The organism is Myxococcus sp. CA040A (assembly GCF_013336725.1).
Taxonomy (GTDB): Bacteria; Myxococcota; Myxococcia; order Myxococcales; family Myxococcaceae; genus Myxococcus; species Myxococcus llanfairpwllgwyngyllgogerychwyrndrobwllllantysiliogogogochensis.
This window is the reverse complement of record NZ_JABUMR010000001.1, coordinates 991,906-1,018,417: the sequence shown is the minus strand read 5'-3', so window position 1 is coordinate 1,018,417 and position 26,512 is coordinate 991,906. Positions and strand designations below refer to the sequence as shown.

At 68.4% G+C, this 26,512-nt stretch carries 15 protein-coding genes and 2 tRNA genes; 8 read left to right on the top strand and 9 right to left on the bottom strand.

Annotated features, from left to right (window positions below; translation table 11 throughout):
- Positions 1-74 precede the first annotated feature (74 nt).
- From fadJ to HUA75_RS04170, 7 genes are all read right to left on the bottom strand, one after another.
- Positions 75-2,306: a fatty acid oxidation complex subunit alpha FadJ gene (gene fadJ, locus HUA75_RS04200; RefSeq protein WP_174485590.1), complete on the bottom strand. Its 2,232-nt coding sequence runs from the start codon at positions 2,304-2,306 to the stop codon at positions 75-77.
- Positions 2,306-3,607: an acetyl-CoA C-acyltransferase FadI gene (gene fadI / locus HUA75_RS04195; protein ID WP_141641046.1), complete on the bottom strand. Its 1,302-nt coding sequence runs from the start codon at positions 3,605-3,607 to the stop codon at positions 2,306-2,308. The genes fadJ and fadI overlap by 1 nt, the downstream gene beginning before the upstream one ends.
- Before the next feature lie 205 nt (positions 3,608-3,812).
- Positions 3,813-5,264, bottom strand: coding sequence for a hypothetical protein (locus HUA75_RS04190; protein ID WP_254614256.1), 1,452 nt, complete (start codon positions 5,262-5,264; stop codon positions 3,813-3,815).
- Positions 5,265-5,589: 325 nt separating this feature from the next.
- Entirely contained in the window at positions 5,590-6,636 is a 1,047-nt protein-coding gene (hemE, locus tag HUA75_RS04185) for a uroporphyrinogen decarboxylase (protein ID WP_174465923.1), read from the bottom strand.
- Positions 6,637-6,649: 13 nt separating this feature from the next.
- Positions 6,650-9,154 (bottom strand): alpha-amylase family glycosyl hydrolase, encoded by a 2,505-nt coding sequence (locus tag HUA75_RS04180; protein WP_174485589.1) that lies wholly within the window; start codon positions 9,152-9,154, stop codon positions 6,650-6,652.
- On the bottom strand, positions 9,145-10,644 hold the full coding sequence (locus tag HUA75_RS04175; protein WP_141641042.1) for a hypothetical protein: 1,500 nt from the start codon (positions 10,642-10,644) through the stop codon (positions 9,145-9,147). Before HUA75_RS04175 ends, HUA75_RS04180 begins: the two co-directional genes overlap by 10 nt.
- Before the next feature lie 39 nt (positions 10,645-10,683).
- Positions 10,684-13,125, bottom strand: coding sequence for a glycogen-debranching protein (locus HUA75_RS04170; protein ID WP_174485588.1), 2,442 nt, complete (start codon positions 13,123-13,125; stop codon positions 10,684-10,686).
- A gap of 221 nt (positions 13,126-13,346) precedes the next feature.
- On the opposite strand from HUA75_RS04170, the gene HUA75_RS04165 reads away from it, so the two are divergent.
- From HUA75_RS04165 to HUA75_RS04135, 7 genes are all read left to right on the top strand, one after another.
- The gene (locus HUA75_RS04165) at positions 13,347-14,435 is read left to right on the top strand and encodes an ABC transporter ATP-binding protein (protein WP_174475604.1); all 1,089 of its coding nucleotides are present in this window, start codon (positions 13,347-13,349) and stop codon (positions 14,433-14,435) included.
- Positions 14,432-16,612, top strand: a complete 2,181-nt coding sequence (locus tag HUA75_RS04160) for an extracellular solute-binding protein (RefSeq protein ID WP_174485587.1) — start codon at positions 14,432-14,434, stop codon at positions 16,610-16,612. Before HUA75_RS04165 ends, HUA75_RS04160 begins: the two co-directional genes overlap by 4 nt.
- Complete coding sequence (locus tag HUA75_RS04155; RefSeq protein ID WP_141641038.1) at positions 16,609-17,457, top strand: sugar ABC transporter permease; 849 nt, start codon at positions 16,609-16,611, stop codon at positions 17,455-17,457. The genes HUA75_RS04160 and HUA75_RS04155 overlap by 4 nt, the downstream gene beginning before the upstream one ends.
- A gap of 6 nt (positions 17,458-17,463) precedes the next feature.
- On the top strand, positions 17,464-21,573 hold the full coding sequence (locus tag HUA75_RS04150) for an IPT/TIG domain-containing protein (protein WP_254627360.1): 4,110 nt from the start codon (positions 17,464-17,466) through the stop codon (positions 21,571-21,573).
- 141 nt (positions 21,574-21,714) lie between these two features.
- Positions 21,715-21,786: transfer RNA gene (locus HUA75_RS04145), tRNA-Val, on the top strand.
- 7 nt (positions 21,787-21,793) lie between these two features.
- Positions 21,794-21,870, top strand: a tRNA-Asp gene (locus HUA75_RS04140).
- A gap of 660 nt (positions 21,871-22,530) precedes the next feature.
- A complete protein-coding gene (locus HUA75_RS04135; RefSeq protein WP_371746053.1) occupies positions 22,531-23,091 on the top strand; it encodes a cell wall protein in 561 nt (186 codons plus the stop codon).
- A gap of 164 nt (positions 23,092-23,255) precedes the next feature.
- Here the strand turns inward: HUA75_RS04135 and HUA75_RS04130 are convergent, their stop codons facing one another.
- A complete protein-coding gene (locus HUA75_RS04130) occupies positions 23,256-23,501 on the bottom strand; it encodes a hypothetical protein (protein WP_141641037.1) in 246 nt (81 codons plus the stop codon).
- A gap of 163 nt (positions 23,502-23,664) precedes the next feature.
- Positions 23,665-25,065 (bottom strand): hypothetical protein, encoded by a 1,401-nt coding sequence (locus HUA75_RS04125; RefSeq protein ID WP_174485585.1) that lies wholly within the window; start codon positions 25,063-25,065, stop codon positions 23,665-23,667.
- A gap of 412 nt (positions 25,066-25,477) precedes the next feature.
- Here HUA75_RS04125 and HUA75_RS04120 point away from each other — a divergent pair, with 412 nt between their 5' ends.
- Positions 25,478-26,356, top strand: a complete 879-nt coding sequence (locus HUA75_RS04120; RefSeq protein WP_141641035.1) for a S9 family peptidase — start codon at positions 25,478-25,480, stop codon at positions 26,354-26,356.
- Positions 26,357-26,512: the final 156 nt, after the last annotated feature.

Genomic DNA, 26,512 nt, shown 5'->3' with positions numbered 1-26,512 from the left:
GGCTGTTCCTAGAACACCGCCCCGGTCAAGCACCGGGGTGGGAAGTCGCGCCCCCCACCCCGGTCACCTCGCGCTCAGCGCGGGTAGAACGTCTTGCCTGCCTTCACCATCTCCACCAGGAGCGGCGCGGGCGTGAAGCGCTCACCGAGCTTGTCTTGGTAGTGCTCCAGCTTCCGCAGCAACTCCGCGGGCCCCTTGCTGTCAGCGAAGTGGAACGGGCCCCCGAGGAACGGCGGGAAGCCCAGGCCGAAGATGGCGCCCACGTCGCCGTCGCGCGCGCTGCGCAGGATGCCTTCACCCAGGCAGCGGATAGCCTCGTTCACCATCTGGAACACCAGTCGCTCCGCCATCTCCGAGGCATCGAACGACTTGCGCTCCTTGCCGTGCGGCAGGAGCCCGTAGACGGTGGGGTCCACCTCCTTCTTCTTGCCGTTCTCGTAGAGGTAGAAGCCCTTCTGGCTCTTGCGGCCCAGCCGGCCATCGGCCACCACGCCATCCAGCGACTTCGGCGCCGCCATGCGCTTGCCGAAGGCCGCCTCCATGATGGGCCCCACCTTGTGGGCCACGTCGATGCCCACCTCGTCCAACAGCGTCATCGGCCCCACCGGAAAGCCGAACTCCACCAGCGCCTTGTCCAGCGCGGCGATGTCCGCGCCCTCGGCCAGCAGGTGCGCGGCCTCGTTCATGTACGGCGCGAGGATGCGCGAGGTGTAGAAGCCCGGCCCGTCGTTCACGACGATGACCGTCTTGCCCTGCTTGCGCCCCACCTCCACGCAGGTGGCCGTCACCCAGTCCGCGGTCCCCGCGTGGGTGATGATCTCCAGCAGCGGCATCTTGTTGACCGGGCTGAAGTAATGCATGCCGATGACCTGCGCGGGCCGCTGGCTGCCCTTGGCCAGCTCGGTAATCGGGATGCTGGAGGTGCTGGACGCGAAGATGGCGTCGGGGCCGGTGACGGCCTCCACCTCCGCGAGCATGCGGTGCTTGAGCTTCAGGTCCTCGAACACCGCCTCGATGACCAGGTCCGCCGCCTTGAAGCCGCTGTAGTCGGTGCCGGCCGTAATCCGCGCCTGCTTCGCCGCAGCCTCGCGCCAGGTGAGCGAGCGCCGCTTCACCCGCTCGTCCAGGATGCCCTGCACCTGCTTCATCGCGCGGCTGGCCCCCGCGTCGTCCTTGTCCTTCACCCGCACCTGAGCGCCCTGGAGCACACCGGCCACGTAGGCGATGCCTCCACCCATCAGCCCGCCGCCCAGCACGGCCACCTTCTTCACCTCGCGCGGCTTCACGCTGGCGTCCGCCGTGCCGTTCTCCTTCTTCAGCGCCGTGGTCGCGAAGAAGACCTCCACCAGTCGCTTCGACACGTCCGACATCACCAGCTCGCCGAACGCCTTCGCCTCCGCCTCCAGGCCCGCCTTGCGCCCGGACTCCAGGCCCACGCGAATGACTTGCAACGCCTTCTCCGGCGCCGGGTACTTGCCGCGCGTCTTCTTCCTCAGCTGCTTGCGCGCCTGGTCGAAAAGGACCTTGCGGCCCAGCGGGTTGTCCTCCAGGGCCACCTCCGCCCACAGCTCCTTGTTCGCAAGTCCCTGGAAGAAGCCCGCGACACCCTTCTTCTGCCCCACCGCCTTGAAGCCCTGGCCGTGCGCGCGCTCGGGCTTCAGCGTGCCCGCGGCCAGCTCCCGGGCGCGCTGGAGCGCGATGGCGCGGAGGATGGGCGTGGGCACCACCTCGTCGACGATGCCCAGCTTCTTCGCCTTGGACGGCTTGACGCTCTTCCCGGTGAGGATGAGGTCCAGCGCCGCCTGCACACCGATGAGCGCGGGCAGCCGCTGCGTGCCGCCGGCGCCCGGAATCAAGCCGAGCTGCACCTCCGGCAGGCCGAGCGTCGTCCTGGGGCTGTCCGTGGCGATGCGGTAGTGGCACGCCAGCGCCCACTCCAGGCCTCCGCCCAGACACGCGCCGTGGATGGCCGCGACGACGGGCTTGGGGAACGCCTCCAGCCGGTCGAAGCCCACCTGCCCCTGCTGGCTCATGGCGGTGGCGTCCTCCGCCGTCTTGAGCGTCTGCAGGTAGTCGATCTTCGCCCCGGCGACGAAACTGTCCTTCTTGCCGGAGATGAAGACCACCGCCTTCACCTGGGCCTCGCGCTCCACCTCCTCCAGCAGGAGCGTGAAGGCCGCGCCCACCTCGGGGGACAGCGTGTTGACGGCCGAGTCCGGCAAATCGAACGAGACGACGGCGACGCCGTCCTCCACGGTGAGGGAGAAGCCCTGCTTCGCCTCCAGCTCTTCAAGCTTGATGGCCATCACGCACGCTCCAGGACCACCACGGCGCCCAGGCCGCCGGCGGCGCAGACGGTGCACATCACCGTGTTCTTGTTCCGACGCTTCAGCTCGTTGAGGGCCTGCGTGACGATGCGCGCCCCCGTGGCCCCGAAGGGATGGCCAATGGCGATGGAGCCGCCCGTGACGTTGAGCCGCTCGCGGTCAATCTCCCCCACCGGCTCGCTCCAGCCCGCCTTCTTCGCGAACGCCTTGGACGCGAGCGCCTGGAGGTTGCTGCCCACCTGCGCGGCGAAGGCCTCGTGCATCTCCACCAGGTCGATGTCCGAAAGCTTCATGCCCGCGCGCTTGAGCGCCGTGGGCACCGCGTACACCGGCCCCTGCAACAGCTGGTCTCCCGGGTCCGTGGCCGCGTACGCGTGCGAGCGCAGGTAGCCCAGGGGCTCGTACCCCAACGCCCTCGCCCGCTCCTCGCTCATCAACAACAGCGCGGCGGCGCCATCCGTGAGCGGCGACGCGTTGCCCGCGGTGACGGTGCCATACTTGCGGTCGAACACCGGCTTGAGCTTGCCCAGCGCCTCCAGCGTGGAGTCCTCGCGGATGATGTTGTCGCGAGTCACCGTCTGCTCGTACTGGGGCGGTACCGAGACGTGCATCACCTCGTTGTCGAAGCGCCCGTCCTTCCAGGCCGCCGCCGCGTTGCGGTGCGACGCCCATGCAATCCGGTCCTGCTCGTCGCGGGAGATGCCGTTCTCCTTGGCCATCTTCTCCGCGCTCTCGCCCATGGACAGGCCCGTGGAGTACTCGGCGATGGCGGGCGGCACCGGCACCAGATCTGTCGCCTTGAGCTTCTGGAAGGGCCTGAGCTTCTCCGGCAGCGAGCGCCCCTTGGAGGCCGCCGCCAGCGCATGCGCCAGGGGCCGGCTGGTGAACACGGGCGCGTCCGACATCGCCTCGGTGCCGCCGGCGATGGCCACGTCCACCTCGCCCACCGCAATCGAGTTGGCCGCCGTCGTCATCGCCTGGATGGACGTCGCGCAGGCCTTCGTCACCGTCGCCGCTTCAATCTTCATCGGCAGGCCCGCGGCGATGACGACTTCACGGGCGATGGACGGCGCGGTCAGCGACGGAATCACCGTGCCGAACACCAGCTGGTCGATGACGTTCGGGTCCAGGTCCGAGCGCTGCACCAGCTCCTGGACCACCATGCGGCCCAGGTCCAACGCGGTGAGCCCGGCGAAGACAGTGCCCGCCTTGACGAATGGGGTCCGCAGGCCGCGGACGATGGCCACCCTGCGGTGACCGTTACGCTTCTCGCTTGCCATGTGTGCCTCACCCTCCTGCGACGACGAGTGAGGCCCATCTAACGGGCGGTGATGCGCCGCGTCAACCCGCGATTGACTCAAGAGTCAATCCGCGAGCACTTGTCGCGAGGCACGTCCGGCTCCCAATAGAGCGAGGGGGCGAAGGACCCATGACGGGCACCTCCACCCCCTCGTCCTGCAACTCACGGGGCCAGGCCCCGTTCACCTACTTCTTCGCGTTGGTGCCCGCGCCGGTGTCCGACTGCGGACCCACGGTGATGTCGAAGCGCACGCCACCCGCCTCTTCGACCTTGTCCGGCTTCTCCTCGCTGGCCGAGTGCTGGACCAGGTCCACCGCGAACTTGCCCTGGTCCGCATCAGTCACCTGCGCGACGAAGCGCACGCCGACATGGTGAGCGCCGTTCGGGTCCAGAATCAGGCCCTCCAGCCGCGCGCCGTTCGGGTTGACGATGCGCACCTGGCGCTCGCCCACCACCTCGAAGCCCGTGCCCTGGTGCTGCCAGCGCGCCCACAGCTCCTCGGGCAGGGTCAGGAAGAGCTGGCCGCGCTCCAGGAAGGACGGGCCGCCGGTGCGGTCCGGAATGCGAACCTCCAGGGCCGCCGTGCCGTGGGCGTCACGCAGCAGGTTGCGCAGACGGAAGTCGTACTCGCTCGCGGGCGCGAACGGCGTCAGGTTCACCACGTTGATGTTCTTCCACGCCAGGTTGTTGTTCCAACGCGTGTTGTTGAGCGTGTTGGAGCCCGCAACCTCCACCAGCGTCATCGGGTCCTGCGTCGACACCCACCGCGACAGCAGGCAGTAGTGGCCCGGCGCCGGCACGCCCGTCCAGGGCACCATGAACTCCTGAGTGGCGCCCGCGGGGATGCTGACGGCGATGGTGCCAATGGGCGCCCAGTCCGTGGGCCACACGGCCGCGCCACCGGAGCCGGTGTAATAGACGAGCAGCGTGCCACTCGCCGGGTTGCCCGGGGGTACGAGCGGACCGTTGTTGCGCAGCGTCACGTAGACGAAGTTCGTCTGGCCGAACTCCGGGTTCTGGTGGCCCACGCAGCCGGCCGTCTGGCAGACGCGGATGTCGGGGCTGATCCAGATGGGGTCCACCGTCGGCGTGAGGCCGAAGTCGCTGCCGTTGTCCTTGGAGTACACGTCCACGCGGCACTGGGTGATGGTGAGCGAGACGAAGTCCACCGCGGAGTCGTCCTGGACGATGACATCCACGAAACCCTGCGCGTTGAGGGTGGGGATGAGGTTGACCGCGCCAGGGAGCGCCGCCAGGTTGAGGTTGATGGTGCCCGTGGCGCCAAAGGCGATGCCCAGGTTCGTCAGGGAGTCGCCAAAGCCGGTGGCGACCTGCGTGCCCGCGGGGCCCATGAACAGCAGACCCATGGAGTCATTGCTGCCCAGGTTGCGCACCGACATGCGCAGGGTGGCGCCACAGATGGGGCCATTGCGACGCAGGTTGGTGAAGGTGGTGGCGAACCACCGGTCGATGCTCGTGTCGTCGAAGGCACGCGAGCCGGGGAAGGTGTAGTTCGCCGCGATGTAGTTGAGCATGCCCGTGCTGGGCGACACCGGCTCGGTGGGCAGCACGAAGCCGTCCGCGACGCCGTGGGTGAAGGTCTGCGCCTGGGCGGTGCCGCTCCAGGTGAAGGCCATCAGGGCCAACAAGGTGATGGCTGAGCCAAGGGTGGTTCGGGGGTGTGAGTGACGATGTTGCATACGCTCCTCGTGGTGCCGCGGGTTCAGCCGCACCGGTCCGGGTCGAAGAGGTCAGAATCGAGATGAGTGAATGAATGGCGGGCTGCGGCCGGCGAGGGAGCAATGCTCGTGCCCAAAACCAAACAAAGACATTGCGGGGATGACGCACCGCTCAATGCCTCGCGCAGAGACCTTTCACGCCACAAGAGTCGAACTCCGTGTGGCGTGAAAGGTTACGTCGGGCCGCGCGCATTCCCAGACGGCGCGCAGCGACCCTGAAGCTTTACGGCGTCAGCGTTCCCTGACGAAGCGCGAAGCCGTGGCGGTGCACGGCCTCCACGGCGAACTTCGCGGCCTCGGGGTCCGTGGGCGGGAGGATGCCGTGGCCCAGGTTGAAGATGTGCCCCACGGGGCCCGCGCGCAGGAGGATGTCTTTGACGCGCCCATCCAATTCCTCACGCGGAAGGAACAGGTGCAGCGGGTCCAGATTGCCCTGGACGGCGATGTCCGGCCCCAGCACGCGCCGGCCTTCGTCCATGGGCAGCGTCCAGTCCAGGCCCACCACGTCCGCGCCGGTGCGCTGGAGCAGCGGCAGGTGCGTGGACATGCCCACGCCGAAGACGATGACGGGCACGCCGGTGGCCTTCAGCTCGGACACCATGCGCGTCAGGTAGGGCAGACAGAAGCGCTCGTAGTCCCACGGCGACAGCTCGCCGCCCCACGAGTCGAAAATCTGGACGATGCTCGCGCCCGCCTCCACCTGCATCTTGAGGTAGGGGATGAGCGTGTCGGTGAGCTTGCCGAACAGGCGGTGCGCGAGCGCGGGCTGCTCGAACATCAGCCGCTTGATGAGGATGTAGCTCTTGGAGCCGCCGCCCTCCACCATGTACGCGGCCAGCGTGAAGGGCGCGCCCGCGAAGCCGATGACGGGTACGGAGTCGTTGAGCGCCTTGCGGGTGCGGCGGATGGCCTCCGCCACGAAGCCCGTGCCCTCCACCGGGTCCGGCACGCCCAGCCTGTCGATGTCCGCCGCGGTGCGCACGGGCTCCGGGAAGTGCGGGCCCTTGTCCCCCAGCTCCAGCGTGATTCCCATCGCCTCCACGGGAATCAGGATGTCGGAGAAGATGATGGCCGCGTCCACGCCCAGCCGTGTCACCGGCTGCACCGTCACTTCGGCGGCCAGGTCCGGGTGCTTGCACAGGTCCAGGAAGGCGATGTTGCCGCGGATGGCCCGGTACTCGGGCAGGTAGCGGCCCGCCTGACGCATGAGCCACACGGGCGTGGTGTCGGTGGGCTGGCGGCGTGCGGCGCGGAGGAGTCGGTCGTTCACTTCGGGCTCTGGGTCAAAGCTCCGGTCGGGAGCGGAGAAGGATGGGACGGATGAGGGACCACGGTGCCGCGGCAGCGGGGCGCTGCTCCCAGGCCACTTCCACGCGAAGGGGCTCCTGGCTCGCGACGTCGGACTCATCCGACTGGGGAACGTAGAGCAGACGGTTGGGTCCCGCTTCCCAGGAGAACTTCCCCGGGCCGTCGTCACGGACGAGCTTGTACTCGAAGACGCCCCCCACGGGCAGCGACAGTGTCACCGCGCCGGCCTCGGGGCGCAGCGAGCGCTCGGCCTTCCACCCGCCCAGCTCCGGCCCGCCGCCCACCACTCGCACGGACGCATCGCCCGTCGCGAGCACCACGGTGCGCCGCTCGCCTTCGCCGCGCGACCACGCCCGCGCCTTCTGGGCGAGCGCCGCGAAACCACCCGGAGTGCGCGGCGTCAGCCGACGCAGCGTCACCTGACCGGGCGGATTCGTGACGTGGAAATACGCGGACTCGGCGAGCCGCCCCAGCATGCCCTGCGAGCCCGTCAGCGGGTCCACGCCCTGGCCGGCCTCGCCCAGCGCCTCCGGCAGGAACACATCCCGGGGCTTCGTCCCGGAGTTGATGCCGATGAACACGGCTTCGTCGGGAGTCACACGGGCGTAGGCGAAGAGGTCCTCCCGGGCGGCGAGCACCAAGGTCTCGCCACGCTGGAGGGCCTCACTGCCCCGCCGCGCGTCCAACAGCCGACCAATCCACGCACGCAGCGGGTGGTCCGGCGTGAAGCGCATGTCGCCCCGGTTCTCCGGCTCCTTCGCGCCGGTGAGCCCCTCCTCGATGCCGTACGTCAGCGCCGGCACCCCCCGCGCGGTGAGTTGCACCGCCAGCGCCCGCTTCACCTTCTCCACGTCCCCGCCGCACTCGCTCATGACGCGGGGCAAATCGTGGTTGTCCAGCAGCGTCACCAGGGAGCCGGGCGCCGGGTTCAGCCGGTCGTTGAAGAGGACCGCGCCCAGATGCGCCGGCGAGCGGCCCCGACAGAAGACATCCACCAGCGCGAAGGCCAGCGGGAAGTCGAACATCGTCCCGAAGCGGCCCTCCTTCATCACCCGCGACAGCAGCACCGGGTCGCCGTCCAGCAGCTCGCCCAGGAGGAGGAAGTCGTTGCCCGCGTGCGCGCGCAGGTCGTCGTTGTAGCGGGCCCAGAAGTCCATCGGCAGGTGCTTGACGGCGTCCAGGCGGAAGCCCGCGGGCTTCACCGCGTCCACCCACTTCAGCGACTTCGACAGCAGGTGCGCGTAGACCGCCTCCTGCTCCACCGCCAGGTCCGGCAGCCCGTGCACGTCGCGCATCACCAGCTCGCGCGAGTCATTCCAGTTGTCGATGGGCCCCAGGCCGTGGAACCACTCGGGCTTCTCGCGCGTGAGCCGCGTCTCCGGGCCCACGTGGTTGAGCACCACGTCCAGCACCAGCCGCATATCCCGGCGGCGCAGCTCGTCCGACAGCCGCGTCAGCAGGGCCTCGTCACCGAAGCGCGGCTCCACCCGCCCGAAGTCCTCCACCCAGTAGCCGTGGAAGGCGCCGTAGCCGTAGAACTTCTCCGTCCGCATCTGGAAGACGGGTGAAAGCCACACCGTGCGGACACCGAGCGACTTCAGCCCGTCCAGTCGGTCGATGACACCCCGCAGGTCTCCGCCGTGAAAGGCCTGCGCGTCCTTCGCATCCACCGTCCCGTCATTGCCCGCGTCCCCGTTGGAGAAGCGGTCCACCATCACGAAGTAGATGGCGTCTCCGGCTGGCGGCGTCCACAGGCCCCTGTACGGCGCGGGAGAGGGAGGCGGCACGGGAGGAGCCTCGGGCCCGGGAGGCGGCAGCTCCGTCGGCGTGCTCTTGCCCGGCTCGATTCCCTCGCCGGCTGGCGCGTCCAGGCCGGGCACCACGCCAGGGCCCCCTTCCGTGTTCGGCACGAGCATGGGAGAGGCGAGGAACGAGTCGAACAGCGCGGCTGCCTGTCCCGAAATCTGCCGGGACACCTCGTTCTGCGCGTCGTCCTCGCGCTGCTGGTCGAACTGGAGCGCGGCGCCGTAGTCCTGCAAATCACTGGTCGGCTCCAGCGTGGACGTGGCGCGGTTCGCCGTCGTCTTCACATACACGTCCCAGGAGAAGCGCCCACCCACCTGGCCGAAGAACGACACCCGCGTCTCCACCAGCAGCAGCAGCGGAGCCTCCGGGGCCTGCGCCTTGAGCATCGCGAAGCGGCGCTGCGAATCCGTCACCTTCGCGAAGTCGGTGGCGTACCGCTCGTAGGGCACCTCCTGCACCTGGAGGTTGCGTTTGGCCAGCGCCTCCAGAACGCGCTGACGGACGCCTTCGGGGACCTGCGCCACGGTGCCGCGTCGCTGCGCGTCGTCCCGGATATAGGCCACCGCCACCACGGTGCCCTCGGGCGCCAGCACCGGCGGCCCCTGCCGCTTCAGGCAGCCCGACGCCATGAGCGCCAGGAAGAGGACGACCACCCACCGCTGTCTCAGAACCATCCTTCGGCCTCGATGGCGACCACCGAGTGCCAGTGGCGCTCGGGGCCGATGTACGTGTTGTACTGGTCCAGGCTATCCACGAAGGAGTTGCCGAACGCCGCGTGCTGCGAGGAGTGCTGCAAGCCATACAGCAGCCGCAAGCTGGGGCGCGCGTAGATGCCTCGTCCCGTTGGATTGAGGACGACACCCACCTTGCCCTGCCACGTGTTGCGCGTGTCGCTGTCGCCGTACTCCAGGCCGCGAGAGTCCGGCACGCCCCCGGAGTTGGTGAACACCGAGTCCACGTGGTTGCGATACAGGTTGCCGTTCTTGCTGCGCTCCGTGGCGATGCTCGTCTCCACGAGGAGATGGACGCGCTCGGTGAGGAAGTACTGGAGCCGCAGCACCGTGGACGCGATGAGGCGGTCGTCGTCGCCGGGCTTGATGGCGTTGTCCTCGTTGAACGCGTACCCCACCCAGACGCCCCACAGGGCCTCCAGCTTGTCGGGGATGAGCTTGATGTAGGCCTCGTTGCCCAGCGCCGCCTCGTAGCGCTCGTCGGTCTGGTCCGCGATGAAGACCGAGAACTCCCTGTCGCGAACGCGCTCCGTGTAGGCCTGGTCCGGGTGCTTGCGCTCGAAGGTGAGGTACAGGTTGTCCCAGATGAGCGGCCCCACGTTGCCGAAGCCCACGTAGCCCATGGCCCGGTAAGACAGCGCGCTGCGCGGAGTCAGGTTGCCCACCGCGTAGTCCGCCTGACCCGGGTTCTGCTCGAAGTAGCGCTGCACCACCTCGCGCCGCACGTAGTCTTCGTAGTTCGTGTTGGGCGACGCGTAGAGCGCGTTGCGGTTGCCCCGCACCTTCGGCTCGTAGCCGAGCTGTCCGCGCACCCCCAGCTCCAGGTGCCCCGGAATCAGGCGGTAGCGGAAGGACGCGGCGCCGGTGAGCACCGTATTGTACTTCTGGGGACGCAGCGTGTAGCCGCTGTCACCCACCGCCAGCAGCACGTCGTAGCGGTCTCCCTGGTACGTGCCGGACAGGCCCACGGTGTCCCAGAGCAGCGTCGCCGGCCGCTGGTCGTAGATGTGCAAGTCATTCCAGCGGTCCTCGAGCGTGCCGAGCTGCCACGTCACCCTGTCGAGCAGGATGTTGCCGGCGCGCACGAACAGGTAGTCCGCGCGGAAGTTGACGAAGGAGCCGTTGCCCGGGTCCGCCGAGCGGAACGAGGTGCCGGAGAAGCGCGTGTGCACCTCCGCCCAGGCCTCGTCGGTTCCCGGCGCGGACTGGAGCACGTCCAGCCTCAGGTTCAGCTCGCCGTAGGGGCTCTCGTTGAGGAGCCGGCCGTACAGCCAGTAGTACCCGAGCTGGCCGGAGCCGCCCGAGAAATCCGGGCGGGTCATGATGCGGAAGTAACCCGCGGCGCCGAAGCGATCTCTCGACGCGTCGGCCAGGGTGACGAGCGGGATGAAGAGCAGCAGGAGGGCGCCGAGGCGCGCTGGCAGGACTCGCATGGACGGGCCCCGCTTATAGCGCACCTCGCCTGCCTGCCCCTACTCCGCGCGCAGGACGACGATGGTGCGCTCGGGCACCCCGTAGGTCACCCCCGTCACGGGGGACGGCGCGTCCAGCCAGGAGTTGCCCGTGACTCGGGACTCCAGGCCCGTGGCGGACAGGTACTCGGGACTGTCGAAGTACGCCTGGGTGTCGATGAGCCGCTTCCACTGGCGCCCCGGAGGCAGGGTGAACTCCACCGCGCGCGGCTCCATGTTGATGAGCACCACCAGCTCCGGGCCGAACGACGTATCGGGGTAGTGCATCATCAACTGCTTGGTGTCCCAGCCCACCTCCTCGGTGTTCTGGGCGCTCTTCCACACCAGGGGCGAGCCCTTCTCGTAGTCGGGCGGCGCGAAGGCGTAGGCGTGCTCCTTGCGCAGGCGGATGGCGGCCTTGACGAACTCGTACATCCGGTGCCGCTCGTCGCGCGCCAGGTAGGCGCCCCACTGGTACCAGTTGAAGGGGTTGTCCGCGCGCGTGGAGTAGGCGTTGTTGTTGCCCAGCTGCGTGCGCATCCACTCGTCGCCGCCCAGAATCATGGGCGTGCCGTGGCTGATCATCATCGCCATGAAGGCGTTGCGCATCATCTGCCGGCGCATGCTCTCCCCGCGCGTGTCACCCACCGGGCCCCAGTTGCGCGAGCGGTTGTGGTCCTCGCCGCTCACCTTGTCGCAGAAGGGGCTGTTGGGCGTGTCGCAGCACACCGGGTTGAGCGGGCCACACTTGTTCTGCTTCACCTCGTACGTGAACAAGTCATACATCGTGAAGCCGTCGTGCACGGTGATGAAGTTCATGGAGTGATACGGGCGCCGGCCGTTGCGCGAGTACCACTCCTTGCTGCCGTACATCAGGAAGGCGCCGTCCGCGGAGCCCGGCCTGCCGCACAGCGAGCCCTCGTTGGAGTTGAGCTTCCAGTCGTCGCGGTTGATGAACGCGCGCCACCAGTCGCGGAAGCGGCCGTTCCACTCGTACCAGCCGTTGCCGGGCTGGGTGAGCGAGTTAGGGAACTCGCCCATGGGCATGCAGTACCAGCCACCCGCGCTCCAGGGCTCCGCGATGATGCGCGTGTTGTAGCGCTGGAGCACCGGGTCATCGACGATCTCCTGAAGCACCGTGTTCTTCGGGTCGTCCCAGCGGTTGTAGTCCTGATCCCTCTCGCCCAGGATCGGCGCCAGGTCGAAGCGGAAGCCATCCACGTGCAGCTCTTCGACGTAGAAGCGCAGGCTGTCGATGATGAGCTTGCGCATGGGGCGGTGGTTGGGCCGCGTCTGGTTGCCCACGCCCGTGTTGTTCCAGTACGTGCGCCGGTCCCCGTTGAGCCCGTAGTACGCCTGATTGTCGATGCCGCGGAACGAGTACACGCCGGCGACCTCCGCCGGGTCCAACGAGTCCAGCGGCTCACCGGGCAGCACGTCGTCCGACTCCAGCTTCTCGCGCCAGAGGCCGCCCTCGCCGGTGTGGTTGTAGACGACGTCGACGATGACCTCGATGTCGCGCTTGTGCAGCTCCTCCACCATCCACTTGAACTCGTCGACGACCTCGTTCGGCCGCTTGAAGGCGGCGTAGGACAGCTCGGGCGCGAAGAAGTTGATCGTCTGGTAGCCCCAGTAGCCGCCGTCCAGCGGCTTCTCGTGGATGGGGAGCAGCTCCACGGCGGTGATGCCCAGGTCCTTGAAGTAGTCGGCCTTCTCGCCCAGGCCCCGGTAGGTGCCGGGGAAGCGCACGCCGCTGGCGGGGTCCGCGGTGAAGCCCTTGGCGTGGACCTCGTAGACGATGAGGTCCTGCCACTTGTGGCCCGCCCACTGCTCGTTCTGGCGGTTGTCCCGCCACTGCCGCTCCCCGTCGCCCCACTGGTAGTCGCTCTGGACGAGGACGCTCTTGGCGGAGGCCGCGTACGTCACCTCCGTGCGCGCCGGCCCGCTGGCGGTGCTGCCCTTGCTCCAGTCGTGGTCCCGGTGCAGCGCCTTCGAGTACGGGTCCGTCAGCAGCTTGTTCGGGTTGAAGCGGTTGCCGTCCACGTCCGCGTCCGCGCGGAAGCCGTGGATGGAGCCGGGGAACCAGCGTTGATCGAACTCCCAGTTGGGGCCCCAGGCCCGGAAGCCGTAGTGCTGCCCCAGGCCCACGCCCTCCACGTAGACGTTCCACACGTCCCCGTAGCGCGTCAGCTCGTAGGTGCGCGAGGGCCGGTTGCTCTCCGGATCATCGAACAGGAGCAGCTCCAGCCGCGTCGCGTTCTCCGAGTAGAGGGCGAAGTTGACCCCCTGGTCGGTGAACGTCGCGCCCATGTGCTTCATCGACTCGACGTCCTCGACGGTGTAGCTCGGGGCGCGGGCCTCGCTGTGGTAGAGCCGGACGTAGTCGCTCTCGCTGCAACCGACGGCGAACAGAAAAGCGACCAGGGTCGCGCCCCTCGAGAGGGACCAACGGGGAGTGCTCATACGGTGGGGTAGACCTCGACGGACCGGATGTCAGCTTCCATAACAAGCGCCTTCTGGGGCTGACAAGGCGGCCACCCCAGTTGTCCCTCTACGGACCCCGGAAACTTCCGGATGGCCCGGCGCGAGAATAACGCACCGCGCCCAACCGGCGAGGTTTGGGGAAAGCGCGACGCTCCGGGTAATGTGCCCCGCCGTTCTCTCCCCTCATTTTCGAGCGCGTCTTGTCCGAAGTCACCTTGAGCGGAATCAAGAAGTCGTTTGGCCCGAACCTCATCGTGAAGGGCGTGGACCTTCAGGTGGGACAGGGCGAGTTCCTGGTCATGGTGGGGCCGTCGGGTTGTGGAAAGACGACACTCCTGCGGCTCATCGCGGGGCTGGAGCAGGTGGACTCGGGCGAGGTGCGGATCGGCGGGGCGCGCGTCAACGACGTGCCCCCCAGGGATCGCGACGTGGCGATGGTGTTCCAGTCGTACGCGCTCTACCCGCACATGACGGTGCGGGAGAACCTGGCCTTCGGCCTGACGCTGAGGAAGTTCCCCCCGGCGGAGATCGCCTCCCGGGTGGCTGAAGTCGCGACGATGCTGGAGCTGGGCCACCTGCTGGAGCGCAAGCCCAAGGCGCTGTCGGGTGGACAACGTCAGCGGGTGGCCATGGGGCGAGCCATCGTCCGGCGCCCGAAGGTCTTCCTCTTCGACGAGCCCCTGTCCAACCTGGACACCGCCCTGCGGGTGCAGATGCGCGGAGAGCTGGCGCGGCTGCACCGCCGGCTGGGCGCGACGATGATCTACGTCACCCACGACCAGGTGGAGGCGATGACGCTGGCCACCCGGGTGGCGGTCTTCAACGCGGGCGTGTTGCAGCAGGTGGGGCCGCCGTTGGAGCTCTACAACCGCCCGGCGAACCGCTTCGTCGCGGGCTTCCTCGGCTCGCCCGCGATGAACTTCCTGGAGGCCCGACGCGACGGCGCGAACCTGGTGGGCAAGGGCTTCACGCTGCTGTCCCCCTCGGACCTCGCCCCGGGTGCGACGAACCTCCTGGTGGGCCTGCGGCCCCAGGACCTGCGCGTGGCGGCGCTGGGGCCCCTGACGGGCACGGTGGACGCGGTGGAGCGGCTGGGCTTCGACGGCTATGCCTTCGTCAGCACGGAGGCGGGCCTGGTGGCCGCGCGCTTCGACAAGGGCTCCCAGGTCTCGGTGGGGGACAGGGTGTCGCTGTCGCCGGTGGCGGACGCGCTGCACGTCTTCACCGAGGATGGGTCCGTGGCCCTTCGCCACCCGGTGGACCGCGAGTCGCTCGAGGTGGCGTCTTGAAGAGGCTGCTGGCGCTGGTGCTGCTCGCGACGGCGTGGAGCGCGCACGCGGCGGAGCCCCAGACAGCACCCCTCAAGCTGTGGCACGCGTACCGGGGTGGCGAAGAGGCCGCGCTCCTCCAGGCGACCACGCTCTTCACCGAGAAGACGGGCGTGCGGGTGGACATGCTCGCCCTGCCCTATGACGTCTACGCGGCCAAGCTGACCAACGCCATCCCCCACGGCGCGGGGCCCGACGTCTTCATCTTCAACCACGAGCGGCTGCGCAACTTCCAGGGACAGAACCTGCTGGCGCCCACGACGGCGACCCTCGTCCGGGCCGACTACTTCGCCAACACGGTGGAGGCGCTGGAGGTGGATGGCCAGGTGTACGGCTATCCGATGTCGCTCAAGTCGCTGGCGCTCTATGTGAATACGAAGCTGGTGCCGCGCCCGCCCACCACCACCGCGGAGCTGCTGGCGCTCCTGCCCACCCTGTCGAAGCCCGAAGAGGGGCGCTTCGGGCTGGCGTATGAGAGCGGAGACTTCTACTTCCACGCGCCATTCCTCTTCGGCTTCGACGGGCCGCTCTTCGACGCCACGGGCCGCGCGAGCTTCGACACGCCGGGGATGGCGCGCTCGCTGGCCTTCGTGAAGCGGCTCCAGGACGAAGGGATGATGCCCCAGGAGGTTTCGGGCGCGCTGGTGAAGACGCTCTTCAACGACGGCCGCGTGGCGATGACCATCAGCGGCCCCTGGTTCACGGGAGAAATCGCGCCGGCCGTGCAGTTCCGCGTGGTGGCGCTGCCCACGGTGAGCGAGACGGGCACGCCGATGAAGCCCTTCCTCGGCGTGGAGGCGGCGTTCGTCTCCTCGCGCACGGAGCAGGCCGCGCGGGCGCACGAGCTGGCGCGCTTCCTGTCGCTGGGCGAGGCGTCGCGGGTGCGCACCACGGTGGGCCGGCAGATTCCGGCGGACGTGGCCGCGTACCAGCTCCAGGAAGTGAAGGACGACACGCTCATCTCCTCCTTCCGCGAGGCGGCGAAGGACGCCACGCCCATGCCCAACACGCTGGAGATGGCCCGCGTGTGGGAGCCGATGAAGCTGACGTTGCGCGCGGTGCTCCAGGGCGGAACGCGGCCCGAGGACGCGGGTGCGCTCGCTGACCGTCGCTACCGGGCCCTGCACCGGGAGCGCCCACCCGACGCCAGCCCCATGCCCTGGCTGGGTCTCGCCGGAGTGATGGTCCTGGGCGGAGGCACGGCGTGGGTGCTGCGGCGGCCGGCACAGAGCCAGACATTCCGTCAGCGCTATCCGGATGTGTCGCGCGCGGTGGCGTATGTCGCGCCCGCGGCGGCGGGTCTGCTGGTGCTGGTGTTCATCCCCTTCGTGGTGGGCCTGTCGCTGTCGCTGTTCCACCACGACGCGGGGCAGTACACCTTCGTGGGCCTGGCCAACTTCGTCGACATCCTGGCCAGCCGTGGCTACAGCATCACCGAGCCGCTCTCGTTCTACTTCACGCTCGCGGTGACGCTCCTGTGGGCGGTGGTGAACGTGGTGCTGCACGTGAGCATCGGCCTGGGGCTGGCGCTGGTGCTCAAGGACCCGCTGCTCAAGATGCGGGGGATTTACCGGGTGCTGCTCATCATCCCGTGGGCGGTGCCCAACTACATCACCGCGCTGATGTGGAAGGGGATGTTCCACCGGCAGTTCGGCGCCATCAACGGCCTGCTCGTCGCGCTGGACCTGGAGCCGGTGAGCTGGTTCACCCGCTTCTCCACGGCCTTCGCGGCCAACGTGGCGACCAACACGTGGCTGGGCTTCCCGTTCATGATGGTGGTGGCGCTGGGCGCGCTGCAGTCCATCCCCCCGGAGCTGTACGAGGCGGCGGAGGTGGACGGGGCGAGCAAGTGGACGCAGTTCCGGCGCATCACCCTGCCCCTGCTCAAGCCCGCGATGTTGCCCGCCGTCATCCTGGGCAGCGTGTGGACGTTCAACATGTTCAACATCATCTACCTGGTGTCCGGAGGCGAGCCGGGCGGCGCCACGGACATCCTGGTGTCGGAGGCGTTCCGCTGGGCCTTCCAGCGCAATGAGCAGTACGGCTTCGCGGCGGCGTACTCGGTCCTCATCTTCGTGGTGCTGATGGGCTGGTCCGTCTTCACCCGGCGCCTGATGAAGCCCGAGGAGGCGTCATGAAGAAGCCCTCCGGCTTGAAGATGGCCGTCATCCACATGGGGCTGAGCCTGATGTGCATGGTGACGCTCTACCCGGTGCTGTGGGTGGTGAAGATGGCGCTGTCGCCGTCGGACGGCCTGTCGCTCACCGCCAACCCGTTCCCGGACGCGGTGACGTTCGACCACTTCCGGGACGTGCTGCTCGGCTCGGATGCGCAGGGGCGCTGGGTGTTCGGCCGGCAGGTGCTGTCGAGCTTCATCGTCTCCGGCGCCACGACGGTGGTGGGGCTGACGCTCGCGGTGACGGCGGCCTATGCGCTGTCGCGCTTCAAGTTCCCGGGCAAGGAGGGCGGCATGCAGGCCCTGCTCGTCACCCAGATGTTCCCGGCGACGCTGATGCTGGTGCCCATCTACGGCATCCTCCAGAAGCTGCGGCTGCTCGACAGCCTCACCGGGCTGGTGCTGGTGTACGCCACCACCGCCCTGCCCTTCTGTATCTGGATGCTGAAGGGCTACTTCGACACGCTGCCGCGCGAGTTGGAGGAAGCGGCGGTGATGGACGGGGCCTCGCCCTTCCAGGTGTTCATCAAGGTGGTATTGCCGCTGGCCCGCCCCGCGCTGGCCGTGACGGCGCTGTTCTCCTTCATGACGGCGTGGAACGAGTTCGTCCTCGCCGCCACGCTGATCAATGACCCGACCCGCTTCACCCTGCCCGTCGCCCTCCAGCGGTACGTGGGCGAGTACAAGGTGGAATGGGGCAAGTTCGCCGCCTGCGCGTTGATTGTCTCCGCGCCGGTCATGGCGTTGTTCTTCGCTCTCCAGAAGCACCTCGTCGGCGGGTTGACCGCTGGCGGCGTCAAGGGGTGATGGCCGATGTCGTCGCGTTGTCCGCGGTCCCTTCTTCTCGTGTTGTCGTTGCTCGTCGTGGCCTGTGGTGATGACCCGGAGGGCGGCCAGCCCCCCTCGCTCACCCCGCCCACCGTGAGGGAAATCACCCCCACCGGTGGCCCCATCGCGGGCAACACGCTCATCAACGTCTATGGCTCCGGCTTCGAGCCGGGCGCGAAGCTCTACCTCGGCAACCAGGAAGCCCTGCGCGTCGTCGTGGTCAACGCCTTCCGCATCTACGGCTACTCCCCTTCCGCGAGCACCGCGCAGGTGGATGTGCGCGTGGTGAACCCGGACGGCGCCTATGGCGTGCTGGTGAAGGGCTTCCTCTACGAGGGGCCCCCGACGGCGAACATCGACCAGGCCGAAATCATCAACGGCAACACCGACGCGGTGAGCGGCGGGCAGCCGGTGGGCGTGCTGGTGCGAGGCGCCATCACCGTGGCCGGCCTCACCCGAGGCGTGGGTCAGGGCGGCGGCGTGCGCGCGCAGGTGGGCTTTGCTCCGGCGAACGGCGAGCTGCTCAAGACGGAGAGCTACACCTGGGAGGAGGCCACGTACGAGGGCGACTCCGACAGCGGTGAAGCGGACATCTACAAGGGCAACGTGCTGTTGCAGCCGGCCATCGGCGGAGAGAGCCGCGAGTGGGTCATCACCATCCGCTTCTCCATCGACGGCGGGAAGACGTGGGTGATGGCGGATGGCGATGGCACCGCCAACGGCGTGACGGAGGACATGCTGCGCCGCGTGTTCATCACCCGGCCGCGCGTGGACTACTGCAAGCTGGGTCCCGACGGGAACCGCGCCAACCCGGAGCTGTTCTACCGCCCCACGGACTCGACGCTGATCAAGGTGGCCGGCCAGGTGTACGCGGCGGGCATCACCCAGGGCGCCGGCGGGGGCTCGGGGCTGGTGGCGCAGCTGGGCATGGGGCCGGTGGACTCGGACCCTCGAAACTCCGCCGCGTGGACATGGGTCCCCGCCGTCTACAAGGCCGAGCACGGCAACAACGACGAGTGGGAAGCGGACCTGCCCAACCCGGGCACGGTGGGCACGTACAAGCTCGCCTTCCGCTTCAGCATCAGTGAGAACGCGTGGCGCGTGTGCGACGCGGACGGCGTCAACGACAGCGTCGAGGGCGAGCTCACCTTCAGCCTGGCGAAGCTGGGCACGCTCACCGTGGGCACCGAGGCGCCGAAGCCGCCCGTGAGCTGGTGCAAGATTGGCGAGGACCAGAAGGCCCCCGAGGTCATCAACTACCAGACCACGCAGACGTCGGGACTCAAGACGGTCTTCGCCCAGGTCCACATGCCGGGCGTGACGGACAAGGTGGGCGCGGGCCCGGGCATCTCCGGCCAGCTCGGCTGGGGGCCCGCGGGGGAGGACCCACGCACCTCGCCCTTGTGGAACTGGGCCACGCCGCTGGCCTGGGCCAAGGACAACTTCGAGGTCAACGATGAGTGGAAGGGCACGCTGCCCAACCCCGGCCTCAATGGCGACTACCGCTACGCGGTGCGCTTCAGCGCCAACGGCGGTCCCATCCGGGTCTGCGACGGCAACGGCGTGGATGACGGCGGCCAGGACTTCGAGCTCGCGCAGCTCGGCCAGCTCACGGTCGCGGGCGAAGTGGTGGTCCCCAAGGTCATCGGCTACTGCAAGCTGGGCCCGAACGGGAACGACACGCCGGAGACGGTGACGTACGCGACGGACGCGGTGGCCAACCGCAAGGTGGTGGCGCAGGTGTTCGTGCAGGGCGTGACGAGCGGCGCCGGCGCGGGCACCGGACTGGTGGGCCAGGTGGGCTGGGGGCCCGCGGCGGAGGACCCCGCCACGTCGGCGCAGTGGAACTGGACGACGACGGCTTCGTACAAGGACGAGGTCGGCAACAACGACCAGTTCGAGGCCACGCTGCCCAACCCGGGCACGCTGGGCAGCTATCGCTTCGCCTATCGCTTCAAGGTGAACGACGGTGCGTATCTGCTGTGCGACTCGGACGGCAACAGCGGCGGCCCCACGGGCTTCGACCCGACGAAGATGGGCGCGCTCACCGTGAGCGCGGCGCAGGACATCTCCATCGGCTGGTGCAAGCTCGGCGGTGAGGCCATCGAGCCTCCGCCAAGCGAGGTGTACCGCGTGGGCCAGGCGACGAAGGAGATCTACGCCCAGGTCTACATGGAGGGTGTCACGCCGGGCACGGGCGCGGGCACGGGCATCCAGGGACAGGTGGGCTACGGCCCGGAGGCGGACGCGCCGGAGACGGCGAGCTGGCAGTGGACCTCCACGGGCGCGAGCTTCAACCGCGAGTCAGGCGGAGGCGGGAGCAACGACGAGTGGAAGGCCGCCCTGCCCAACCCGGGGACGGTGGGCCGCTACAAGTTCGCCATCCGCTTCAACGTGAATGGCGGCGCGTACCGCTACTGCGACGCGGACGGCCTCGGCAACGGCTTCACGCTCGCCCAGGCCGGTGGCCTGGAAGTGAAGCCCGTGGCCGTGGACGCGTGCCAGTTGGTGGGTCCGGCCACGTTGAGCGCGACGCCGGGCGGCGCCACGCAGGTGGTGCACGGCAAGGTGCTTGTGACGACGGTGACGGACGTCACCAGCGGCGCGGCGGGCGCGGGAATCACCTCGGAAGTGGGGTATGGCCCGGCGAGTTCGGACCCGGCGACGGGGACGGGCTGGAACTGGAAGGCCGCGAGCTTCTCGGGCGAGACGGACAGCGGAGCGCAGGACGCCTATGAGACGTCGCTGACGGCGCCCGCCACGGAGGGCACCTACGCGGTGGCCGTGCGCTTCCGGTATCAGACCGGGGCCTGGGCCTATTGCGACCGGGACGGCAGCGCCAACGGCTACCAGACGGCGCAGGCGTCGGTCCTGACGGTGGCCGCGGTGGTGCCGCCGCAGGTGGACTGGTGCCGCCTGGGCGGTGAGACGCAAGCCGCGCCCCCTGTCGAGGCCTACGCCATTGGTGAGGCGGCCTCGAAGGTCATCGCGGTCCAGGTGCACGAGGCGGGCGTGACGCCGGGCGCTGGCGCCGGTGCGGGCATCGTCGCGGAGCTGGGCTACGGGCCGGATGGCACCGCCCACACGAGCGGAGGCTGGCAGTGGACGGCCGCGACGCATGGCGCCGACACGGGCAACACCCAGAACGACGAGTACCGGGCCACCCTTCCCAACCCAGGCACGGCGGGCAGCTTCCGGTTCGCCTACCGCGTGAAGCTGGGCACGGGCCCCTACGTGTACTGCGACGCGGACGGCACGGATGACGACTTCGACATCGCGGACGCCGGCACGTTGACGGTGCAGGCGGCGGCCACGGGCGTCTGCCGGTTGCAGAGCGTGAGCGGGACGACGGTGGGCAGCGGCGATGCCGTCATGGTGACGGGCCACGTGCGCATCCCCGGGGTCACCAACGGCCCCGGTGCGGGCACGGGGCTCCAGGTGCAGGTCGGCCTGGGCAACGCGGACGTGGACGCCTCCACCACCCCGGCGTCGTTCACCTGGAAGCCGGCGACGTACGCCGGAGAGGCCTCGGGTGAGGCGGACACGGACGAGTTCACCACGACCATCCATCCGGCCTACCAGGGCAGCCGTGCCGTGAGCCTTCGCTACACCACGGATGGTTCGACATGGGCCTACTGCGACAAGGACGGCAGCGACGTGGGGGGCTACACCCAGGGCCAGCAGCATGCCCTCACGGTCAACAAGCACTCGGACATCGAGTACTGCAACCTGCAGTGGCCGTTCTCCGCGACACCCGGAACGACCATCTACGGGCAGGTGTACCAGGGGGGCGTCACGACCCAGGGGGGCCCTGGCCCCGGCCTCGTGGCCGAGCTCGGCCATGGCACCCTGCAGCAGGATCCCGGTGTCGCGGGCTGGACGTGGATCTCCGCGCCGTTCCTCAGTGAAGAGGGAGGGGGCAACAACGACCAGTTCTCCGCGACCCTCCCCACGGGCGTGGCCGCGGGGGCGGCGTACACCTACCGCTACTCTCTGAACGGCGGCCCCTACTGCTACGGGGAACGGGAAGACCGCGGAGGCAACGGCAAGAACACCGACGGCTTCCTGGGCACCGACGTGGGCACCGTCCCCTAGGCCCCTAAGTCACCGGCCGCACGAGCGTTTTCACGCTCCGCGCGGCCGGTGACGGAAGATCCTGGGTCTTCGAAACAGGTGCTTGACAGTGGAGTGAGCCACTTATAAAAGCCCGCTCGTCGCAACGCGGAACACGCCTGCGGGCGGATAGCTCAGCGGCAGAGCGTCGCCCTTACAAGGCGAGGGTCACAGGTTCAATCCCTGTTCCGCCCAAGGTTGTGGGGAGTTAGTTCAGTTGGTTAGAACGCCGGCCTGTCACGCCGGAGGCCACGGGTTCAAGTCCCGTACTCCTCGCCAAGAGAAGGCCCCCAAGTCCAAAAGACTTGGGGGCTTTCGCTTTTTCAGGCCCTCGTATCGCCGCCGAACCGTTCGGCCCATTCACGGGCTGGATGCGACGAAGCCAGGCGTGGCGATGCCGCTCGCACCAATACAGGCCCTGATGTCGAACCCGATGAGGATGACCTCGGGTGACTCGGCCCACCGGCCCGCGAGACCTCACGCGGCGCGGGCACCGGCGACAACGAGGGTGTCCGTCGTGACGACTTCCCATCCATGAACACAGCGGAGGGCCGTCGAGCTACGCGAACAAGGCATGCCGGGCACGCCTCGGGCTCGTGCTGCGAAACACGCGGCGCGAGAGCGAGTGGGGAGACACGGGCCCGTCCTGCTCAGGCATGGCGCGACGAACCACTTCTACGCGACATGCGGAGGAGAGGTGCTCTTCGCGATTTACAATCATGAAGGCGGCGCTCGTCTCCTGGAGAGGCTTTGGAGCAAGTGTCCCTCCGCCCCGAGGAGTTGGATTCACGGATGGTCGAACAACCTGAGCCGTGCTACGCCGGGCTCTACATGCCCAGAGCCCGTCGCGTCACCCCCTCCCCCCGAACCCCTCGCTCTCTTCCCGCGCGCGGCGCTTCCTCGGCGACGCCGTCACTGGATGAGGCCTTCCAAGCCATCGTGCACGGCGCCGTGCAGGAGTCGTTCGCCCCGCTGATGACGGCCATGCGCCGCCTCTCCGAGCGACTGAGCGGCCAGCCCTACTCCGCGCCCCCCGTGCAGCAGCGCAAGGCTCCCGCGCCGCAGCCGCCCCCCCAGGTGCAGGCCGTCGTCGAGCAGCCCGTCGCCTGCGCGGTCATCGGTTGTCGACAGCCCGTCCGCACGCTCGGCTACTGCTCGGCGCACTACCAGAAGCGTCGGCAGATGGTGGCCACCGGTCGGCTCCATGCCGCCTGGATTGAGCACGCCGCGCCCCACTCCATTCCGGATGTCATCCTGTCTCGCCGTCGTCGCTCGGACAGCTCGGCGGCGACCCCCGCGAGCACCGCGACTCCCGCTCCGAGCGGTCCCCGCGTGTGGGTCCGCAAGAAGGGGCAGACGCAGTCCGTGGGTCCCCAGGGTGAAGAGGGCCCTTCCGCGCCGTCCATCCTCCCCACCCTGCGCCCGGCCGAGGGCGCCGACGCGGCGGACACCGTGAAGCGTTGGGCCGCGGAGTTCCTCGCGACCAAGCGTCGCAGCTGAAGGCTGTCTCAGGACCCCGCGCTGCACTCGGGCAGACGTCCCGCTCCTCGCGAGTCGGGACCCCCGAGGGGAGCGCGGGGTTCATCCCCGCGTGACACACGACAGGGATGAGCCTGTTTACTCCCCCCGGGTTTGAAGCCGGCTGCGCCTGAGAGGCTTTGCGCTCAGTGGCAGGTCCAGGACTCCTCGGTCCAGTCCCCACAGACACTCTTGCGACACAGCGTGTAGTTGCACGTGTCGCCCATATAGCCACAACACGCCACGTCCGCGTCGCTGGTGCCAGAACAGTGCACCCGATTGGCCGACTTGTACGTCTCGGGCGACTCGTTATCACCACACGACTCGCCGTCGTCACCACCACAACCCACCAACAAGGGAACCGCGATGAGCATGCACAGAAGAGTACGCATGTTTCACAGAGGACCATGAGGCACACATCCAGGGCCACGGAACCCGAGTGAAACATCCACCCTGTCTCATGTATCACTCACCAGGAAAGTGTTTCTCGCGACCCGAGAGCGCGGTGTTCATCTCGTCTGGATTTCCAGAACACCGCGCAAACACTCGCCTCGCTCAGTAACGAGCCTGGAGCATCACCGTCGCTCCGAAGGTGCTCGCATCCTTGAAGACAGGCACCGCCACGCCGTTCTCGTCGTCGACGAACTCCACCTTGTTCGGGTCATTCGAGTAGGAGATCTCCGCGACGACGCCCGCCAGCGAGCCCAGGTCCCACCGGGTCGTGGCCTTCAACGTCAGCACCGTCATCCGGTCCTCGCCTGCCGGGAGGATGCTCATCTGATTGGGCCCTCGGAGCAGCAGGTAATTGGACCGGCTCGGCCCCAGGAGTCCCTCCGTATTGAGCGCCGCCGGCAGCGTGAGCCGGGCAAGGAATCCCGGCGTCAGGCCCCAGCGCTCGAGGTGGTAGTCGGCTCCCAGCGAGCCCGAGACTTCCGCCCGGGGCTCCGCGGAGCGACGAAAGGCCTGGTTCGGGAAGAACCCCGGAGCGTCCAGTTGAATGAAGCTCGGAGTCCGGTAGTAGGCCAGTCCGTACACCCGCAGGAAGTCGTGCCGCACCCGAACCTCCAGGGCCGCGGCGCTGGCGCTCTGGGCACGAAGCCGCGGAGCCGGCCCCACCTCCGGATCCAGGAGGTTCTGCGACACCAGGCTGCCTTCCAGGGAGACCGAGGCGGCAAACCCGGCGGAATACGTCCCCGCCGTGAAGAACCGTTCAAAGAAGACAGGGTCGCCTCGATAGAGCGACAGGTCCACGTTGCTCCCGATGGGCTCGCCGTGGTGCCACAAGGCCCGAAGTGAGGCGCCCCTCATGGTCATGGGAAGCTCCGCCCCGCTCGCCGCGGCGGTCGGATTCTCCCCCTGGTTCCAGGACATGCCCTTCAGCTCCAACTGGAGTTGGGGCGACACGTCCACGAAGCCACCCGCGAGCAGCGCGTAGTAGCGCCCCGAGTCCCCCAGCACCTCGTTGACGACCGCGGATTTGAGCGCCGCGAACACGCCCCACTGCCGCCGCGCGAGCCGCAGCTCCAGCGCCGGCTCGTTCCCCGGGCGGCGCGGGAAGGCCTCCCGCCCCCACGTCACGGGGTACGTCGAGCCCAGGTACAGCCGGATGGAGCTCAGCGGATAGACACCCAGCGCCAGGCCTTCATCGGCGGCCCAACTGGAAGGCCGGTAGCGCAGGCGGAAGGCACTGCCATTGTCCACGAAGGTGGCCCCCCGACTGGCACCACTCGACGAGAGGAAGAACGACAGCGCCGCCTCGGCGCGCAGGCCCGAGGTCAGCTCGGGCGTGTGTGCGTCCAGCGCCGCGTTCCACAGGGTGGATGAGCCCGCGGTGTCGACATCCTCGTCACCCGCGAGAAAGGAGAGTCGCGCCTGGAAGGGCCGCTCCGCCGGGGGTGATTCGGGAGCCTGCCCCAGGGTGAAAAACAACGACAAAGACAAGAGCACAGGAGACATGGGGCGCCGCGTCTATCATGACTCCCCGCCCATCGCGCCTTCCCTGTGTCACTGCCTGGAGTGCCAACGGCGGCCGCGCCACCTTCCCCTTCTGTCCGCGGTGCGGAACGACCCTGCCCTGGGAGTTCGACAGCCTCCCGGAGTTCCTCGCCATCGCCGTGGGCCCTGCCCCCCCCTGGAGCTTGAACACCTCGAATGACATTCCGCCCCGCGAAACAATGACAACCATGTTTCGCGTCGCGGAACAAAACGAGGAAAAACCTAACAGTACGAAAAATCAGATAGACGAGAAGACATCCTCGGAGTCTTAATCGTGAGAACGGGGCCGCCTGTGAATGCAGCGTCGGCTCACGTCGGTCCGGGTGCCTCATGCCCCGGGCATGAAGTCCCACGTCACCCACGAGGAGAAGTCATGAATCAGAGAGAGCTGACCTTCCGTCTCGGATTGCTCCTGACCCTGGCCTGGACGACCACCGCAGGAGCGCAGTCCCTGAGCAGCTTCACGGCGACATACCGGGGCGGCGGCACGTCGCTGTGCAGCTCCACGTACAACCTGCGCGGCCAGGAGCCGTCGGCCTCGGGCAAGTATCCGGTGTTCATCTACACGGTGGGCACCACGGAGCCGTACGAGCACTCCTCGGCGCTGGCCGCCGTGGAGGAGATGGCGTCGCGCGGCTATGTCGCCGCCACCGTGGAATACGACAACGCGACGTTCGGCTCCTGCTCCTCGATGACCGCCCGCTCCAAGTGCATCTACGACGGCAGCCGGGCCACCAGCGCCGTCGGCACGCTGTGTGCTCGCGCCAAGGCGGACTGCTCCAAGGGCATCGTCGTGGCGGGCTTCAGCCAGGGCTCCATCATGGCCATCCTCGCCAAGAACCATGACTCGCGAGTCCAGGCCGCGTACGGACTGGGCGCCGGCGTCCAATACTCCATCTACAACCTGCGCTCCTGCGTGGCCAATGGCAACCGGACGCTGCCGAGCAGCCGCCTGCGCATCGTGAACGGCGAGCAGGACATCTTCGTCGGCCCCACCGAGTCCTCCGTCCGCTCTCAAAACACGGAGACGACGGGCCAGTCCTGCCCCCTGGCGACGTCCTGCTTCGCGAGCAACAACAGCGGCTGGTACATCATCAAGGACATCCAGCTCGGCGACCTCAACGCGGACCACTGCTACATGCGCTCGGGAGGCTGCACCGGGCTCTTCCTCGACTCGACCTGGCGCACCGGCTCCGCGCCCTGGTCGCTGCGGACCAACCTGGACTGGCTGAAACAGTTCACCACGCCGTAGTTGACGCCTGGCGCCAGCCTCCGGGCACCTGCGTGAGGCTGGCGCGACGACGGACAGCGAACACTCCGGCGCCGGGGATGCTCGGAACGTGTTGAGTATCCGCACGGACGCCGAGCATTTTCCCCAGCCGGGTGAGGTGTGCGTGTTTGCGTCGCG

Coding starts and splice junctions, on each gene's coding strand:
- HUA75_RS04125 (WP_174485585.1), bottom strand. CDS start 25,065: ATGTCTCCTGTGCTCTTGTCTTTGTCGTTGTTTTTCACCCTGGGGCAG.
- HUA75_RS04155 (WP_141641038.1), top strand. CDS start 16,609: ATGAAGAAGCCCTCCGGCTTGAAGATGGCCGTCATCCACATGGGGCTG.
- HUA75_RS04190 (WP_254614256.1), bottom strand. CDS start 5,264: ATGGCCTTCACCTGGAGCGGCACCGCCCAGGCGCAGACCTTCACCCAC.
- HUA75_RS04130 (WP_141641037.1), bottom strand. CDS start 23,501: ATGCGTACTCTTCTGTGCATGCTCATCGCGGTTCCCTTGTTGGTGGGT.
- HUA75_RS04150 (WP_254627360.1), top strand. CDS start 17,464: ATGTCGTCGCGTTGTCCGCGGTCCCTTCTTCTCGTGTTGTCGTTGCTC.
- fadJ (WP_174485590.1), bottom strand. CDS start 2,306: ATGGCCATCAAGCTTGAAGAGCTGGAGGCGAAGCAGGGCTTCTCCCTC.
- HUA75_RS04175 (WP_141641042.1), bottom strand. CDS start 10,644: ATGCGAGTCCTGCCAGCGCGCCTCGGCGCCCTCCTGCTGCTCTTCATC.
- fadI (WP_141641046.1), bottom strand. CDS start 3,607: ATGGCAAGCGAGAAGCGTAACGGTCACCGCAGGGTGGCCATCGTCCGC.
- HUA75_RS04180 (WP_174485589.1), bottom strand. CDS start 9,154: ATGGTTCTGAGACAGCGGTGGGTGGTCGTCCTCTTCCTGGCGCTCATG.
- HUA75_RS04120 (WP_141641035.1), top strand. CDS start 25,478: ATGAATCAGAGAGAGCTGACCTTCCGTCTCGGATTGCTCCTGACCCTG.
- HUA75_RS04170 (WP_174485588.1), bottom strand. CDS start 13,125: ATGAGCACTCCCCGTTGGTCCCTCTCGAGGGGCGCGACCCTGGTCGCT.